16 protein-coding genes are annotated in these 15,458 nt (G+C 70.6%); 11 read left to right on the top strand and 5 right to left on the bottom strand.

Going from position 1 to position 15,458, the window contains the following annotated elements; genetic code table 11:
- Nucleotide 1: 1 nt before the first annotated feature.
- Nucleotides 2-1,051: an iron-siderophore ABC transporter substrate-binding protein gene (locus AC3YNX_RS03675; RefSeq protein ID WP_489994630.1), complete on the bottom strand. Its 1,050-nt coding sequence runs from the start codon at nucleotides 1,049-1,051 to the stop codon at nucleotides 2-4.
- A 152-nt stretch (nucleotides 1,052-1,203) separates the two neighbouring features.
- Here AC3YNX_RS03675 and AC3YNX_RS03670 point away from each other — a divergent pair, with 152 nt between their 5' ends.
- Both AC3YNX_RS03670 and AC3YNX_RS03665 read left to right on the top strand, forming a co-directional pair.
- Nucleotides 1,204-2,469, top strand: coding sequence for a DUF2786 domain-containing protein (locus AC3YNX_RS03670; protein WP_489994629.1), 1,266 nt, complete (start codon nucleotides 1,204-1,206; stop codon nucleotides 2,467-2,469).
- An 84-nt stretch (nucleotides 2,470-2,553) separates the two neighbouring features.
- Complete coding sequence (locus AC3YNX_RS03665) at nucleotides 2,554-3,111, top strand: potassium channel family protein (protein ID WP_489994628.1); 558 nt, start codon at nucleotides 2,554-2,556, stop codon at nucleotides 3,109-3,111.
- Here the strand turns inward: AC3YNX_RS03665 and AC3YNX_RS03660 are convergent.
- Both AC3YNX_RS03660 and AC3YNX_RS03655 read right to left on the bottom strand, forming a co-directional pair.
- Nucleotides 3,108-3,617, bottom strand: coding sequence for an O-acetyl-ADP-ribose deacetylase (locus AC3YNX_RS03660; RefSeq protein ID WP_489982166.1), 510 nt, complete (start codon nucleotides 3,615-3,617; stop codon nucleotides 3,108-3,110). The two genes, AC3YNX_RS03665 and AC3YNX_RS03660, sit on opposite strands and share 4 nt — an antisense overlap.
- Nucleotides 3,614-4,258, bottom strand: a complete 645-nt coding sequence (locus AC3YNX_RS03655) for a TetR/AcrR family transcriptional regulator (protein ID WP_127784363.1) — start codon at nucleotides 4,256-4,258, stop codon at nucleotides 3,614-3,616. Before AC3YNX_RS03655 ends, AC3YNX_RS03660 begins: the two co-directional genes overlap by 4 nt.
- A gap of 96 nt (nucleotides 4,259-4,354) precedes the next feature.
- On the opposite strand from AC3YNX_RS03655, the gene AC3YNX_RS03650 reads away from it, so the two are divergent.
- Nucleotides 4,355-4,996: a hotdog domain-containing protein gene (locus tag AC3YNX_RS03650; protein WP_127784362.1), complete on the top strand. Its 642-nt coding sequence runs from the start codon at nucleotides 4,355-4,357 to the stop codon at nucleotides 4,994-4,996.
- Between the two features lie 12 nt (nucleotides 4,997-5,008).
- On the opposite strand, the gene AC3YNX_RS03645 is transcribed toward AC3YNX_RS03650, so the two are convergent.
- Together AC3YNX_RS03645 and AC3YNX_RS03640 are read right to left on the bottom strand one after the other, a co-directional pair.
- Nucleotides 5,009-5,935, bottom strand: coding sequence for a hypothetical protein (locus AC3YNX_RS03645; RefSeq protein ID WP_127784361.1), 927 nt, complete (start codon nucleotides 5,933-5,935; stop codon nucleotides 5,009-5,011).
- 128 nt (nucleotides 5,936-6,063) lie between these two features.
- On the bottom strand, nucleotides 6,064-6,900 hold the full coding sequence (locus tag AC3YNX_RS03640; protein ID WP_489982566.1) for an ABC transporter ATP-binding protein: 837 nt from the start codon (nucleotides 6,898-6,900) through the stop codon (nucleotides 6,064-6,066).
- 325 nt (nucleotides 6,901-7,225) lie between these two features.
- Here AC3YNX_RS03640 and AC3YNX_RS03635 point away from each other — a divergent pair, with 325 nt between their 5' ends.
- The 8 genes from AC3YNX_RS03635 to AC3YNX_RS03600 all read left to right on the top strand — a co-directional run bounded on the left by AC3YNX_RS03635 (nucleotide 7,226) and on the right by AC3YNX_RS03600 (nucleotide 15,390).
- Nucleotides 7,226-8,635: an 8-oxoguanine deaminase gene (locus tag AC3YNX_RS03635; RefSeq protein ID WP_206518045.1), complete on the top strand. Its 1,410-nt coding sequence runs from the start codon at nucleotides 7,226-7,228 to the stop codon at nucleotides 8,633-8,635.
- A 134-nt stretch (nucleotides 8,636-8,769) separates the two neighbouring features.
- Entirely contained in the window at nucleotides 8,770-10,377 is a 1,608-nt protein-coding gene (locus AC3YNX_RS03630; RefSeq protein ID WP_127784359.1) for an ABC transporter permease, read from the top strand.
- A gap of 10 nt (nucleotides 10,378-10,387) precedes the next feature.
- On the top strand, nucleotides 10,388-11,422 hold the full coding sequence (locus AC3YNX_RS03625) for an ABC transporter substrate-binding protein (RefSeq protein ID WP_489994627.1): 1,035 nt from the start codon (nucleotides 10,388-10,390) through the stop codon (nucleotides 11,420-11,422).
- Between the two features lie 28 nt (nucleotides 11,423-11,450).
- Nucleotides 11,451-12,113, top strand: a complete 663-nt coding sequence (locus tag AC3YNX_RS03620) for a Rieske 2Fe-2S domain-containing protein (protein WP_489994626.1) — start codon at nucleotides 11,451-11,453, stop codon at nucleotides 12,111-12,113.
- Nucleotides 12,110-12,715 (top strand): glutathione S-transferase family protein, encoded by a 606-nt coding sequence (locus AC3YNX_RS03615; protein WP_489994625.1) that lies wholly within the window; start codon nucleotides 12,110-12,112, stop codon nucleotides 12,713-12,715. Before AC3YNX_RS03620 ends, AC3YNX_RS03615 begins: the two co-directional genes overlap by 4 nt.
- Nucleotides 12,716-12,753: 38 nt before the next feature.
- Nucleotides 12,754-13,254: a thiamine pyrophosphate-binding protein gene (locus AC3YNX_RS03610; protein ID WP_489994624.1), complete on the top strand. Its 501-nt coding sequence runs from the start codon at nucleotides 12,754-12,756 to the stop codon at nucleotides 13,252-13,254.
- Nucleotides 13,251-13,865, top strand: a complete 615-nt coding sequence (locus AC3YNX_RS03605) for a thiamine pyrophosphate-dependent enzyme (RefSeq protein ID WP_206518043.1) — start codon at nucleotides 13,251-13,253, stop codon at nucleotides 13,863-13,865. The genes AC3YNX_RS03610 and AC3YNX_RS03605 overlap by 4 nt, the downstream gene beginning before the upstream one ends.
- The gene (locus tag AC3YNX_RS03600; protein ID WP_489994623.1) at nucleotides 13,852-15,390 is read left to right on the top strand and encodes a GMC family oxidoreductase; all 1,539 of its coding nucleotides are present in this window, start codon (nucleotides 13,852-13,854) and stop codon (nucleotides 15,388-15,390) included. Before AC3YNX_RS03605 ends, AC3YNX_RS03600 begins: the two co-directional genes overlap by 14 nt.
- Nucleotides 15,391-15,458 lie beyond the last annotated feature (68 nt).

Genomic DNA, 15,458 nt, shown 5'->3' with positions numbered 1-15,458 from the left:
GTCAGGAGGCCTTGCCGGCGGCGTCCGCCAGCAGCGGGAGGTACTGGTCCAGCGCCCACGGGATGCTCAGCACGCTGGCCGCCGACAGCGACAGGGTCAGCGTGTTGTCGCTGGTGGTGACCAGGGCGCCGTTCTGCACCGCGGGGATCTGGCTCAGCAGCGGGTCGGCCTTGATGGTGTCCACGGTCTTGGCGTCGGCGACCCAGCTGACGAAGACGTCGGCGGCGAGCTGGTCGGCCCGCTCCGGGGACCAGCTGACGTAGAACTCCTCGCCCTTGGCGTTCTGGGCCACCACCGGGGCCAGGGTCATGCCCAGCGAGGAGAGGAAGCGCGGCCGGTTGTCCACGTCGGTGTAGAGGTAGATCTTCTCCGCCGCAGACGGGTCGAGGTTGCCGTAGATGAAGGTCTTGCCCTTCAGCTGCGGGTACTGCGCGACCTTCTCGGCGATGAGCTTCTCGTTGTCGGCGATCAGCGTGTCGGCCTCGCTGGACTTGCCCAGTGCCTGGCCGATCATCTTGGCGGAGTCCTGCCAGGAGGTGCCGTAGGCGACACCCGGCGGGGCGATCACGGGGGCGATCTTGCTCAGCTTGTCGTACTCCTCCTGGGTGATGCCGGAGTAGGCGGCCAGGATGACGTCCGGCTGGGCCTTGGCGACCTCGGTGAAGTTGATGCCGTCGGTCTCGGAGTACTGCGCCGGCGCCTTGCTGGTGCCGATCTCCGCGCCCGCCTTCTTCAGAGCCTCGTCCTTCCAGGGGGTCGAGCCCTTGTCGTTGCCACCGAACTCGTCCTTGGACATCCCTACGGGGACGACGCCCAGCGCCAGCGCCACGTCGGCGTTCACCCAGGAGACGGTGGCGACGCGGGTGGGCTGCTTGGCGAGGGTGGTCTCACCGAAGGAGTGCTTGATGGTGACCGGGTAGGCCGTGGACGAGCTGGTGGTGGGCTCGGTGGCGGCGCTGTCGTCGGAGGTTCCGGTCGAGCATCCAGCCAGGGCGAGTCCGAGCACCACGGACACGGCGGCGATCGCGCGTGTGCGGCTCCAAAGGGACATGGTTCTCCTCAGACGACGGTTAGGTAAGGGGAACCTAACAGCAGGGGTGGGTCGCTGCCTACCGGGGCGGCACCAGCGCTGCCTGCAGCGTTGTTGTGGACGGTGAGGGAGCCCACGGTCGGAGGAAGTGGGCGAAGACGGACAATGGACCCGTGGGTTCCTCGAGCAAGAAGCGTCCGGGTGCCCAGCGCACCTCCCGTCCGGCCCCCGAGCCGGCTGCCGACGCGTCGGTGGCCGAGCTGCTGCACGCCGCGGCGGCCCTGGTGGGCGGCACCCGCACCGAGACCCGTCGCCTCGACGGGTACGTGCAGCGCCTGGCGCGGCTGGATGCTGAGGCCGAGGGCGCCTGGCCGGTGCTGCAGCCGGTGCTGGAGACGCTGTGGGAGCACGGGTGGCAGCCCGCCGACGTGGCCCACGTGGTGCGGCGTGACTGGCCGGCCACCGTGGTTGACCTGGCCGTGGGGCTGGTGGCGCGCGACGTCCGGGCCCGGCCGGACCTGCCGGAGGAGTGGTCGGTGCAGCTGCACACGATCGGCGCCGAGACGGCTGCTGCGGACACCGCGGCGTGGAGCAGGCGCCACCTGCTCTCACCCACCGAGGCCTGGTACGACGTGGCGTGCCTGCTGCACCGCCTCACCACGCTGCCCACGCTGCAGGTGCTCAGCCCTCCGCCGTCACAGTGGTCCACCGGCCCGGTGCTCACCCCGGTGGCGGGCAGCGGAGGCGCTGGCGAGCCGAAGATGCTGGCCCGCATCCGGGCCCTGCTGGCCAAGGCGGAGTCCACCGACTATCCCGAGGAGGCTGAGGCGCTCAGCGCCAAGGCCCAGGACCTGATGACGCGCTACGCCATCGACGTGGCCGTGCTGCGGGCCGGTGCCGGCAGCGGGGTACTCGGCCAGGTGCGCGCCCGCCGGGTGCACGTCGAGGCCCCCTACCCCGACGGCAAGGCACAGCTGCTCAGCGTGGTGGCCGAGGCCAACGGGGCCCGGCTGATCTGGGCGGAGAGCCTGGGCGTGGCCACCCTGGTGGGTCTGCCCGAGGACCTCGACCTGGTGGAGCTGCTGTTCACCTCGCTGCTGCTGCAGGCCACCCGGGCGATGACCGAGCCGGGGCAGGGCAGCGAGAACCGCTCGCGCTCCTTCCGGCGGGCCTTCCTCATCGCCTACGCGGTGCGGGTGGGCGAGCTGCTCGAGCGCAGCAGCCGCCACGCCCAGGACGAGGCCGCGCAGGCCTACGGCGCGGAGCTGGTGCCGGTGCTGCGCGAGCGCGGCGAGGCGGTGACGGAGGTGTTCACCCAGCTGTTTCCCGACGTGGTGGTGCGCCGCAGCCGGCCGGTGGACGCGCAGGGCTGGCACGCCGGCCGCGCGGCTGCCGACTCCGCTGACCTGGGCGCCAACCGCACCCGCCTGGCCCAGTAACCCACCGCGCTCGCCTGGCCGGGTGCTGCCGGGCTGCGTAGCGTCGGGTCCTGGCCCCGGTCGGCGGCGTGCGGGGAGGCGTGGGTGTCCACAGGTCGCTCCTACGCACAGCTCAGCGCGGCGCAGCGCCGCTCGCTGCTGCGTCGGGCGGTGGTGTGGCCCATCGGCACCGCGGTGGTGCTGGTGGTGGCGTACTTCGTGCTTCCACTGCGGCGGGTGGACGACGTGCGCACCTGGGTGCTGCTGGTCGCCGTGCTCGTCGTCGTCGTGGTGGTCGCGGCGTGGCAGGTCTACCGGATCACCCGGGACCGGTACCCGGTGGTGCAGGCGGCGGAGGCGCTGGCCGCGGTGGTGCCGACCTACCTCGTGGGGTTCGCGATGGTCTACCACCTGATGAGCGAGGCCAGCCCGACCAGCTTCGCCGAGCCGCTGTCCCGGATGGCCGCGCTGTACTTCACCGTCACGGTGGCCAGCACGGTCGGCTTCGGCGACATCACCGCTGACACCGACGCGGCCCGTGCGGTGGTGACGGTGCAGATGCTGGCCAACCTGGTGCTGCTGGGCCTGGGCGGGCGGTTGGTGCTGCTGGCGGTGCGCGCCGGGCGCAGCCGGTCCGCCGCCGGGGACGACCCGCCGTCCTAGCGGAGCTGGCGCTGGATCTCCTCGGCCACCGCCGGTGAGAACGCCACCAGCGTCACCTCGTCCACCGTGGTGGGTGCGTTGCGGATCGCGGTGATCGCCTGGCTCACGGCGTCCTCCAGCGGCCAGCCGTAGGCCCCGGCGGAGATCAGCGGGAAGGCCACGCTCGTCGCGCCCAGCTCGTCGGCCACGGCGAGGCTGGCGGTGTAGGCCGAGCGCAGCACCGCTGAGCGGTCCTGGCTGCGGGAGTACACCGGGCCCACGGTGTGGATGACCCACCGGGCCGGCAGGCGACCCGCCGTGGTGGCCACCGCCTGCCCGGCCGGCAGCCCGTCGGGCAGGCTGCTCGCGCGCAGCTGCCGGCACGCCGCGAGGATCTCTGGTCCGCCGGCACGGTGGATCGCCCCGTCCACCCCGCCACCGCCGAGCAGCCCCGAGTTGGCTGCGTTCACCACGGCATCCACCGGCAGGGCGGTGATGTCGCCCTCGACCACCCGAAGCTCGGTCACGGCTGGTCCTCCGCCCCGGGGGCTCCGCTGGTGCCCACCGCCCGCCCGTCCAGCAGCCGGTGGCAGGCCAGCCGCAGGTCGTACTCCGCCTCCGCGGTGGTGAACCGGGCGTTCAGGCTGGACTGCAGGATGCCGAACCACATCATGATGAGGATGCGGATGACCGCGGCGGTGTCCTGGTCGGGGTCGTCGGTGCCCAGCACCCGGGCGAGCGCCTCCCGGATGGAGGTGTCGATGACGCGCACCTCGGGCACGGTCTCGGCGTTGGCCGACTGCACCGCCTGGATCATCGCCGACGCCAGCGTGGGGTTGTCCAACAGGTAGCCGTGGATGCCCCAGAGCGTGTCGAAGATGCGCGAGGCGGGGGTGCCGCCGGTGGGGGGGTTGCGGGCGAAGCCCTCGCTCAGGCCCTGTACCTGCCGGGCCATCACGCCGACGAACAGGTGGGTCTTGGACGGGAAGTAGCGGTACAGCGTGCCGATGGCGACCTCGGCGGCCTCGGCCACGTCGTGCATCTGCACCCGGTCGAAGTCCTTGGCCATGGCCTGCTCGGTCGCGGCCTGCAGGATGCGCACCCTGCGGGCCCGTTGCGGCTGGGTGGTGGGAGCGGCCGCTGACCTGCTGTCGGCTACACGAGGCATCTGCCTACCCTTCCACCGTCCTGGGTGGTACACAATTAGAATACATACTAGTTTCCCTGCCCGTCCGGGCGAACAGCCCCGAGAGGCAGAATGCAGATGACCCAGGCAGACACCGGCTTCGGCTCGGCCAGCCCCAACGGCCAGAGCCCGACCGGCCACCCGGTGGCAGTGGTGGAGGCCACCCGGCGCGTGGGGGAGGCCCTGCTGCGCACCGACCTGCCGGCCGAGGAGCTGCAGGACATCGCCGCCCAGCTCGACGCCATCGCCGCCCGCCTGGCCGTGGGCGCCCCGAGCCACGAGCAGGTCGCTGACGAGCTGCGCGGGTGGAAGCGCCCGCCCGAGCACGACCCGGCCTCGGGGGCCCGCAACGTGGTGGCACCACCGCTGCGGCTGGTCGGCGACGGCCCCCGCACGATGATCGGCGAGGTCACCCTGAACTGGCTGCACCACGGGCCGCCGCACCACGCCCACGGTGGGGTGAGCGCGCTGATCCTGGATCACGCCCTCGGGGTGTGCAACGGCTGGGCGGGCAAGCCCGGAGTGACCGCGTCGCTGACCATGACCTACCACCGGATGACCCCGCTGAACGTCCCGCTGACGGTGCGCACCGAGTGCCTGAGCATCGAGGGCCGCAAGATCCGCACCGTCGGGAGCATCGAGCACGAGGGTCAGGTCTGCGTCTCCGCGGAGGGACTGTTCATCGCGCTGCCGGGCATGCAGCAGCCGGAGCAGGACTAGCGCCACGGCGGCCTACCCGGTGGCCGGGGCGGGCTGCTCACCGCCGGGCTCGGTCGCCCCGCCGCCCTCAGCCTCGGCGTTGCCGAACACCGCCACGGCCACCGCGCCCACCACCGCGAAGACGAAGCCCAGCGCCGCCAGCCACTGCAGCCCGGGCTTGGCGGCGTCGCCGAGCAGCCACACGCCCACCACGCCCGGGATCACCGTCTCGCCCACCACCAGCGCGGCGGTGGCCCCGGTGACCGAGCCCAGCTGCAGGGCGACGGTGAAGAGGTAGTACCCGCCGATGCCGCCCAGGGCGATGGTCCACGAGGCCGGGTCGCTGAGCAGCACGGGAACGTCCAGCGGGTCCAGCCCCTCGGTCACCCGCACCGCGATGGCCAGCACCCCGAACCCCAGCCCCGCGAACAACCCGGCGGCGATCGATCCACGGCTGCCCAGCCGGCGCACGGTGAGCTGGCCGATCACCAGCAGCGCGACGGCGATCCCCAGCAGGCTCCAGTGCAGCACCGGGTCGACGTCGCCGCCGCCTTCCTTGCCGGCCGAGACCCCCAGGGCCAGCAGCGAGGCCACGACCACCGCGATGGCCACCCAGTCCCGCCGGTACAGCCGGGTGTGCAGCACCACCACCGCCAGCAGCGCCGTCACCACCAGGTTGGAGCTCATGATCGTCTGGGACAGGAACAGCGGGATCAGCCGCGCCGAGACGGCGTTGCTGGCGAAGCCCAGCACGTCGAGCAGGGTGCCGGCGACGTACCAGAAGCTGAGCACCGCGGCGAGCGTGGCGGCCAGGGTGGGGGCGCCGGAGCTGGTGGCCTGGTTGGTCGCACCCTGCGCCTTGGCCCGGGCGGCGGAGCGGCGGGCGGCGTAGGCCTGCAGCACCGACGAGGTGCCGTAGCTGATGCAGGCGAGCAGGGCGCAGAGCAGGCCGACCAGCATGGATGCCCCTGCCTCTCAGCGAGCGCGGCAGCGATGGTTCTGCTCACCGACGATAGAGGAACCAGACCGGTGGGGCGTGCGGTCTCATCGCCGGGGTGCGCGGGGCTCACCCAGGTTCAGGGATCAGGTCAGCCGTCGGGGAGCTCACCGCCGTGGAACAGCAGCTCGGTCAGCGTGTCGACGTAGGCGTGAAACTCGGCGGTCCGCATCGTCGCCGCGGTGCGGGGACGCGGCAGGTCGATCGGCACGACCTCGATCACCCGACCGGGCCGCGCGCTCATCACCGCCACGGCGTCGGACAGCAGCACGGCCTCGCTGATGCCGTGGGTGACCATGAGGGTGGTTGCCGGCTTCTCGGTCCAGATGCGCTGCAGCTCCAGGTTCAGCCGCTGGCGAGTCATGTCGTCGAGCGCACCGAAGGGTTCGTCCAGCAGCAGGACCGACGGACGGAGCACGAGGGCTCTGGCGATCGAGACCCGCTGGCGCATGCCGCCGGACAGCTGCGCCGGCTTGGCCTTCTCGAAGCCGCTGAGGCCGACCAGGTCGATCAGCTCCCGCACTAGCTCCGGTTCGGCTGCCAGACCAGCCGCCTGCCGCGGCAGCGCGATGTTCGCCTCGACGGTGCGCCAGGGCAGCAACGCCGAGTCCTGGAACGCGACCCCCAGCTCGTGCGCCGTGCGCAGCTCTCGCGGGCTCATGCCGTGGACGAGGGCCTGCCCCGCATCGGGCTGGTCCAGTCCCGCGAGGATGCGGAGAACGGTGGACTTGCCGCAGCCCGAGGGGCCCAACAAGGACAGGAACTGGCCCTCCGAGGTGCGTAGGTCCACGTTGTCGAGGGCCGCGACGGAGGTGCGCCCAGACTTGAAGGAACGGGTCAGGCCGGTCACGTCGAGGCCCGTGCCGAGCGGGCGCTGGGGACGGGCAGCGGCGGTGCTGTGCTCCGCGGGTGAGCGAGTGGCAATCACGTTGTCGGAGCTCCGATCGGTGGGCACGGCAGGGGGCTGGGAAGAATGGCCGAGACAGCATCCGGAAATGGTGACCTGGCGAAAGCGCACGCTCCGGCAGATGATTGCGCTGCGCTTGCCGAGCGCTCACCGTGCCCGGCCGCAACATCTGCTGTCAAGCGGCAGTGGGGGCGTTACGCACCGTTAACGCGACAGCAACCACGCCGTTGTTCGCCGCGCGTAGCTTCCTTTCTGCGAGGGCGTGAACCACTGGCCCGAGCAGTCCGTCCGGCTCAGCCGGCAACGAGCTGGAGCTCCCCTCCAGCGGAGGACGTCATCTCCAGTGATGGGCGCGAGGGCCATCGCAGACACACATTCGTCTGTCTGTGGGAGGTACCTCATGCACGACCTGGTCATTCGCGACATCGGCCACCTCGTCCTCGAGCCCGGGTCTGAGCTCAGCAACGCCTGGTTGGCGGTGACGTCCGGCCGTGTCGCGGCAGTGGGCGAGGCTGGCACGGAACCTGCTGCGGAACAAGTGGTTTCGGTGGGTGGGCGAACGGTCACGCCCGGCCTGGTGAACACCCACCACCACATGTACCAAAACCTCACTCGCTCCTACGGGCCGGTGGTGAACGGATCGCTCTTCGACTGGCTGACCGGGCTCTACCCGATCTGGGCGGGCCTGGACGAGGAAGCGGTCTACGTCTCCACCTACGTCGGGATTGCCGAGCTGCTGCTGGGCGGGTGCACGACGTCCACCGACCACCTCTACGTGCACCCCCGCCCCAATCTCGTCGACGCACAGATCCGAGCCGCCCGCGACATTGGTTTTCGCTTTTATCCGACCCGCGGCTCCATGTCATTGTCGGTGAAGGATGGCGGATTGCCGCCGGACAGCGTCACGCAAGACACCGACACCATTATGGCGGACAGCCAGCGACTCATCGATGCGTACCACGACCCCGCGCCTGGGGCGATGACCAGAATTGCGCTGGCGCCCTGCTCGCCATTCTCTGTGGACGACACGCTGATGCGGCAGACCGCGGAGCTCTCCGAACGGACGGGGGTGCGAATGCACACCCACCTCGCCGAGGACGTCGACGAGCACACCTTCTGCTTGGAGCGGTACGGACGGACCCCGGTCGAGCACTTCGAGGACGTCGGCTGGGCCGGTGACCGCTCGTGGGTCGCGCACTGCATCTACCCGTCCGCCGACGAGATCCAGCGGCTGGCGAACGCCGGCGTCGGTGTGGCGCACTGCCCGAGCTCCAACATGCTCATCGGCAGCGGGACGGCGGGCGTGGCAGCGATGCGCCGGGCCGGAGTGCCCGTCGGACTGGGGTGTGACGGCTCCGCCTCCACCGATCACGCGTCCCTGTGGCTGGAGGCGCGGACCGCGCTGCTGCTGGGGCGCTTCGCCGGTGGTCCGACCGCCATGACTGCGCGCGACGCGCTGGAGATCGCCACCGTCGGCTCGGCACGGTGCCTCGGCTGGGAGGACGAGCTGGGCAAGCTCGTCCCGGGTTCGGTCGCTGACCTGGTCGCCTGGCACATGGACCCGGTCTCGCTCGCGGGTGCGCACAGCGACCCCGTGGAGGCGCTGCTGCGGTGCGGCCCTGCGCGCGCCTGGACGACCGTGGTGAACGGCCGGATCTTGGTCGACTCCGGTCAGCTGGTCCTGCCTGGCCTGGCGGATGCGCTGACCGACCACCGCCGCATCGCCACCCGCCTGCAGCACGCACTCGTGCACTGACGTCTCGCCAGCCGAGCCAGATCGGAGGTTCTGCACGTGATGGTGATCAGCAAGAGTCACAAGCCCCGTGTTGTTCCCGCCCACCTGGCGGGTGCGCTGGAGAACCCGCCGCTGCGCGCGAAGGGGTGGGCGCGATGACCGCGGTACCGATGGCCGGCGCGGGCCGCACGGCGGCCCCCGGGGCGGCTGTCGGCCTGCTCCGTCAACGGGGCGGAGGGCTGCTGCGGCGGGCCGGCGGAGTCGTCGCGGTGCTCGTGGTGTGGCAGGTGCTTGCCGCCACGGTGTTCTCGTCCTACTACGCGTTGCCCGCTCCGACCGCGATTCTCACGCAAGCAGTGGCTGACTGGTCGCTGGTGCAGCCGAACCTGGTGCAAACGGCCAAGGAAGCCGGCCTGGGCTGGCTCTTCGGCAACGGCTTGGCGTTCGCGCTGGCGCTGGTGTTCCTCACCGTGCGTCCGGTCGAGAAGATTGCGACGCAGGTGGCCCTGGCCCTGTACTGCCTTCCGGTCATCGCGATCGCGCCGATCCTCACCGCCGTGCTCGACGGTGATCGCCCCCAGATCGCGATCGCCGCGCAGAGCGTGTTCTTCACGACGCTGGTGGCGCTGATGCTGGGCGCGAAGTCGGCAGATCGCTCGTCCCTGGACGTGGTGGACTGCGCCGGCGGCTCCCGGTGGCAGCAGTTCCGCCGAATCCGGTTGCCCGCGGCGCTGCCCGCGACGTTCGGCGGACTGAGGATTGCGGCTCCCGCAGCGGTGCTGGGGGCAATCATCGGCGAGTACCTGGGCGCGCAGTCCGGGCTGGGCGTCGCCATGGTCTACGCCCAGCAGTCCCTCGACGTGGAGCGCACCTGGGCGCTGGCGCTGTACGCCACGCTCCTTGCCGGAGCCGCCTACGCCGCCACCGCCCTGGTCGAGCGGAAGGTCTGCTACTGGTCGGCGGACATGGCCAACGGCGCAGGGGCGGCCCCGGCGCCGCAGTCGATGCTGAAGCGGGTCGCCACGACCACCGTCACCGCGGTCGGTGCCACGGCGGGCGCAGCCGTGCTGTGGCAGCTGGCGATCGGGGGCCTGGACCCGTACTTCGCCAAGGGTCCCGCAGACGTGTGGACCTACCTGACCACGCCCGGGGAAGACCGGACGCAGCTGTTCGAAGCCCTCGAGACGACGGTGGTCCACGCCTTGGGCGGATACGTGCTCGGCACCGCTGCCGCGCTCGCCACTGCGGTGGCCATCCTCGTGTGGCCGGCGGTGGACGCCGCCGTGATGCCGTTGGCCATCGCGCTGCGGGCGGTACCCCTGGTGGCGATGACCCCGCTCATCGCGCTGGTCTTCGGCCGCGGTCTGGTCACGGTGCTGGTGATCGCCGGCATCGTGACCTTCTTCCCCTCGCTCGTCACCATCGTCACGGGCATGCGCACGGTCCCGCAGGGCGCGGTCGACCTGCTGACCGCGTACGGGGCCTCCACGCTCGGCGTCATGGCTCGGGCTCGAGTCCCCTACGCGCTGCCCAGCGTCTTCGCCGCCGCCCGGATCGCTGCTCCCTCGGCGGTGATGGGGGTGCTGCTCGCTGAGTGGCTGGCGACCGGGGACGGCATCGGTTTCCTCATGCTCCGCGCGTCCATGAATGCCAGCTACGACCGACTCTGGGCCGCGGTCGTGCTGATGACAGTCGTCTCCCTCACCGCTTACGCGCTCGCCGCCGCTGCCGAGAACGCGCTCACCCGCATCCGCTTTCACTAAGGAGCCATCAATGACCCCTGCAACATCTCCGCTCTCACGCCGCACCCTGCTTCGGGGCGCACTGGGGCTGGGCGCCCTCGCCCTCGGCGGCCCGGCCGTCCTGTCGGCGTGCGCGTCCGGCGCCACGAACCAGGTGGCCGCGGACGGCACCAGGGCGATGACCTACCAGCTCAGCTGGTTGCCGACCACTGAGCACTCGGGAAGCTGGATCGCCTCCGACCGTGGCTTCTACCGAGACGGCGGGCTGTCGGTGGAGTTCCTCAACGGTGGACCGAACACCAGCCGGGAGACGGTGGTGATGTCCGGCAAGGCGCTGGTCGGCGGCAGCGAGGCCGACGTGGTGGCCAAGGCGATCACGCAGGGTGCCGATCTCAAGATCATCGGCACCCGGTTCCAGAAGAGTCCGTTCTGCATCCTGTCGCTGGCGGACACCCCGATCAAGTCGCCACAGGAGATGGTCGGAAAGAAGATCGGTGTCGCGGCGGCGAACGAGACCGTGTTCAACCTGCTGCTGAAGATCAACAACATCGACCCGGCGTCGATCGACGTGGTTCCGGTGCAGTTCGACCCTGCCCCCGTCGCGAACCGCGAGGTGGATGGCCAGGTCGTCTTTGTCATCAACGAGCCGACCCAGCTCGAGGCAAAGGGCATCGACACCCACACCTTTCTGTTTGCAGACCACGGCTACACGCTGTTCTCCGGCGTCTACTTCGCGAAGACCCAGACCGTGCGCGAGAACCCCGAGCAACTCAGCGCGTTCTTGCTGGCGGAGCGCCGCGGCTGGGAGGCCAACATTGCCGATCCCCAGCTTGGCGCCGACCTGACGGTGAACGTGTTCGGCAAGGACCAGGGATTCGACCGCGCGCAGCAGCTCGTCGAGTCGCGCACCATCCCCCAGATCATGGTGACGCCGGACACGAACGCCGGGGGCTTGTTGACCCTCCCACCGGCGCTGATTGAGCAGAACATCAAGACGCTCAACACCGCTGGCATTGCTGTGGCGGCCGACCAGCTGTTCACCACGTCGATCCTCGACCGTCTCTGACGGCGCACCCCAGGAGGGAGAACATCTGATGACGGAGTGGATCCCGGTCGCGCTCGCGCGCGACATCGAGCCCGGATCGGCAACGGGCACCAGCATCGGCGGTGCGGCGGTCGCGCTGTGGCGCGGTGCTGACGGATCCGTGCACGCGTGGGCCGATCGCTGCCCCCACCGGGGCATGCGCCTGAGCCTGGGATTCGTGGCCGGCGAGCGACTGGTCTGCCTGTACCACGGCTGGCAGTTCGACCAGGCCGGTGCGTGTCGGCACATCCCCGCCCACCCCGACCTCGCTCCTCCAGCAGCCGTGCGCACGGTGCGCTACCGGGTGCGGGAGGAGTCGGCGATGGTGTGGGTGGCGTTGCCGGGTGACGACGAGGGCCCATTCTCCGCCGACCGCCGGGCAGAAGGAGAGTCAGTACCGGCGTGCTCGGTGTTCGTCGAGGCCGACCGGCACCGCGTCCTCGACGAGATGATCTCGTGCACGGGGGGCGGGGAGGTCGCCGGGACCACCGTGCGGGTAATGGTCGGCGGCACGCCGGTGCTGGTGGGGACTCAGGCGATGGGCGACGAGGTGACCGCTCTGCACGTCGTCGCGCAGGCGGGAGCCGACACTGCCGCGGTCACTTCCGTCGTGCGGTGGGCCCACGAGCTCCGCGACCGTGTGCACGCGACGACGGAGCTGGTGACCGCGTGACCGGCACCCTGGTCCTGCACGACTTTGCGCTTGATCCACGGTGCTACGCGGTGCGGCTGGCGCTGTCGGTGCTGGGCATCGACCACCAAGTCCGGCCGGTCGACGTGTACCCGGGTGGTGAGCACCGCGGCGCCGTCTACCGGAGGCTGACCCCGACCGGAGAGCTGCCGGTGGTCGAGCACGACGGCACCGTCGTGGTGGGGACTGCGCGGGTCCTCCAGCACCTCGTGCAGCTGACCGATCACCGGCGGACGTGGGCCGGACCGGGCGTTGACACCTGGCTGGAGTTCTCGGCCGGACCGCTGGCTGCGGTGTACGCGGCCAGGGACACCGCCATGTACACCACCGAACCGTTCCACCCCGGTGCTGCGGTGTCGGCGCTGCGCACGCTCGACGACCACCTCGCGCTACAACGACTCCAGGACCACTGGGTGGTGGGGAACCGTCCGACCATCGCCGACCTTGCCCTGTTCCCGGCCGCCGCACTGAGCCGCGACATCGGGGTTGACCACGACCGCTTCCCGGCCCTGCGGCACTGGATGCGCAAGGTCAAGTTGCTGCCCGGCTTCACCGAGATGCCCGGCATTCCGGTCTTTCCCTGAAGACCATTTCCCTCCAAGAGAAAGGGTCCAGCACGACAATGGACTCATCTACCGTTGCAGCGGTCATCCGCGGCCTCAAGCGGGCCGGTGTCAGCACCGTCTGCTACTTGCCTGACTCGCTGTTCAAGGAGCTCTACCCCGCGCTTGACGCCGACCCGGACATCCGCACCATCCAGGTGACCAACGAGGGGGAGGGTGCCGCCATCTGCGGCGGAATCTTCTTGTCCGGCAAGCGGGCAGCCCTCATCATGGAGAACTCGGGGCTGCGCGCCTCCGTCGAGCCCCTGGCTCGCATGGGCCTCGGCGCCGGGATACCCGTGATCATGCTGATGAGCTACCGCGGCGAGCTCGGCGAGAACAACTGGTGGGCTGTTCCGCACGGAATCACCATGGATCCGATTCTCGATGCCCTCCGGATTCCGTACCGCATCGTCCGCGAGGTGGACTCCGTGGAACGCGCGATCACGGACGCGTTCGACTGGTCCTACGCGGCTTATCACCATTCCGCTGTGGCTCTGGGTGGAGGACTCGTCCGATGACCATGACCCGTTTCGACTGCATGACGCTGCTCGCCGAGAAGCTGTCCGACGAGCTGGTGATCGTCTCGCTCGGCGCCAGCGTCGATGAGTGGTACAACGCCGCGCCGCACATGCGGGAGGCGAGCCTGTTCCAGCAGCAGCTCGGCTGCGTGACGCCGCAGGCCTTCGGGCTGGCGACCGGTCTGCCCCACCGCAGGATCATCTCCCTCGACACCGACGGCGGGATGCTGTTCAACCTCGGCATCCTTGCGACCGTGGCCAACGAGCGGCCCCGCAACCTGTTCACCGTGGTGTGGGACAACGAGTGCTACCAGTCCATCGGCGGGCCTCCCACGCACACCGCCAAGGGCATCGTGAGCATCGCCGCCATCGCTCGGGGCGCGGGCATCGAGCACGCCTACACGGCCACCACCGTGGAGGAGTTCGACAAGCACTGCGTGGCTGGGCTGGCGGCGGACGAGCCCTACGTGCTGGTGGCGAAGGTGTCCAGCGCCGTTCAGCCGGGGATCAGGCGCAAGCACAGCGACGGACGGGAGGACAAGTACATCTTCGTCCGCCACGTGGAGGCGACGGAGGAGATCACCATCATGGGGCCCAGTGAGCACAACTGAGGTCTTCGACTACGTCATCGTGGGCGGCGGGTCAGCGGGGTGCGTTCTTGCCGCTCGGCTCTCCGAGGACCCCGGCACCCGGGTCCTGCTCGTGGAGGCGGGTCCGGGCCACGCCGGCGCCACGCAGCTGGAGAAGCCCGCCACGTGGGCAGCACTGCTCGGCGGTGCCTACGACTGGGGCCACACCTACGCGCCGAACCCTCGGCTCGGCGGCCGGGCGGTGCCGATTCCGCGCGGACGGGTGCTCGGCGGCTCCAGCAGCATCAACGCGATGCTGTGGTACCGCGGCTGTTCCGCCGACTACGACGCGTGGGAGGCGGCGGGGGCGAAGGGCTGGAACTTCGCGTCCCTGCTGCCCTACTTCCGACGAGCGGAGGACTGGGAGGGAGGTGCCACCGACCTGCGGGGTGCCGGTGGCCCGATACGCATAACCCGTCCCGTGGATCCGCACCCGGTCGCCCGCGCGCTGCTGGAGGCCGCCGCTGAGCTCGGCATGGCAGTGCTCGACGACTCCAACGGCCACGACGTCGCGGGCGCGTCGCTGGCCAACCTCACGATCGCCGATGGCCAGCGCGTGAGCACTGCCCGTGCCTACCTTGACCCGGCGGCCCGCCGCGGCAACCTCACCGTGCGAGTGGGAGTGACCGTCAGAGAGCTGCTGTTCGAGGGGAACCGCTGCACGGGGGTGCGGGTCGACGGCCCGGACGGCGCCGCCGACATCCACGCGGACGTGGAGACGCTGCTGTGCGCGGGGGCCATCTCCAGCCCGCACCTGCTGCTGCTCGCTGGCATTGGCGACCCAGCTCAGCTGCGCCGCCACGGGCTCCCAGTGCGGCTGTCCCTGCCGGGCGTCGGGCGCAACCTGCAGGACCACCCGCTGCTGATGGGCGTGAACTTCCGCGCCCGTGCTCCGCTGGGCCCCGCGCGGGACAACGGCGGCGGGGCGATCCTCAACTGGCGGTCCGATCCGCAGCTGGAGCACCCGGACCTGCACGCGTTCGTGGTGCAGGGAGCGCACGCCACCCCGGAGGTGGCTGCCCGCCACGACCTCACCGGCGACGTCTTTGCGGTCTCGCCCGGCCTCATGCGCGCCCACAGCGTGGGGGAGCTGACCCTGCGGTCGGCCGACCCGGGGGTGAGTCCGCACATCGATCCGCGCTACCTGTCCGATCCGCGGGACCTCGCTGCCCTGGTCGCGGGGCTCGACCGTGTCTTCGACCTCGCGGACACCGTGGCGTACCGAGCGCTCGTGGAACGCCCCGTGGCGCCGGAGCGGCGTCTCGGACCGAGTGAAGCCGCGGAGTTCGTCCGGATGAGCTGCTCCACGTTCTTCCACACCGCAGGCACCTGCGCCATGGGCTACGGGGCGGAGGCGGTCGTCGACGCCGAGCTGCGCGTGCACGGCGCCGACGGCCTGCGGGTGGTGGACGCCTCGGTGATGCCAGTACTGCCGTCGTGCAACACCAACGCACCAGTGATCGCTCTCGCCGAGCGCGGCGCCGCGTTGATTCGTGGAGAGGAATGACGTCGTGCCCCAGCTGACCCTGCTGACCGCCGATGCGGTGGTGACGATGGACGCCGATCGAACCGTGG

This window comes from Rhodococcus sp. Z13_19A, from assembly GCF_058133575.1.
The sequence above is the reverse complement of the archived record's forward strand: the minus strand, read 5'-3'. Positions and strand labels throughout refer to the sequence as shown.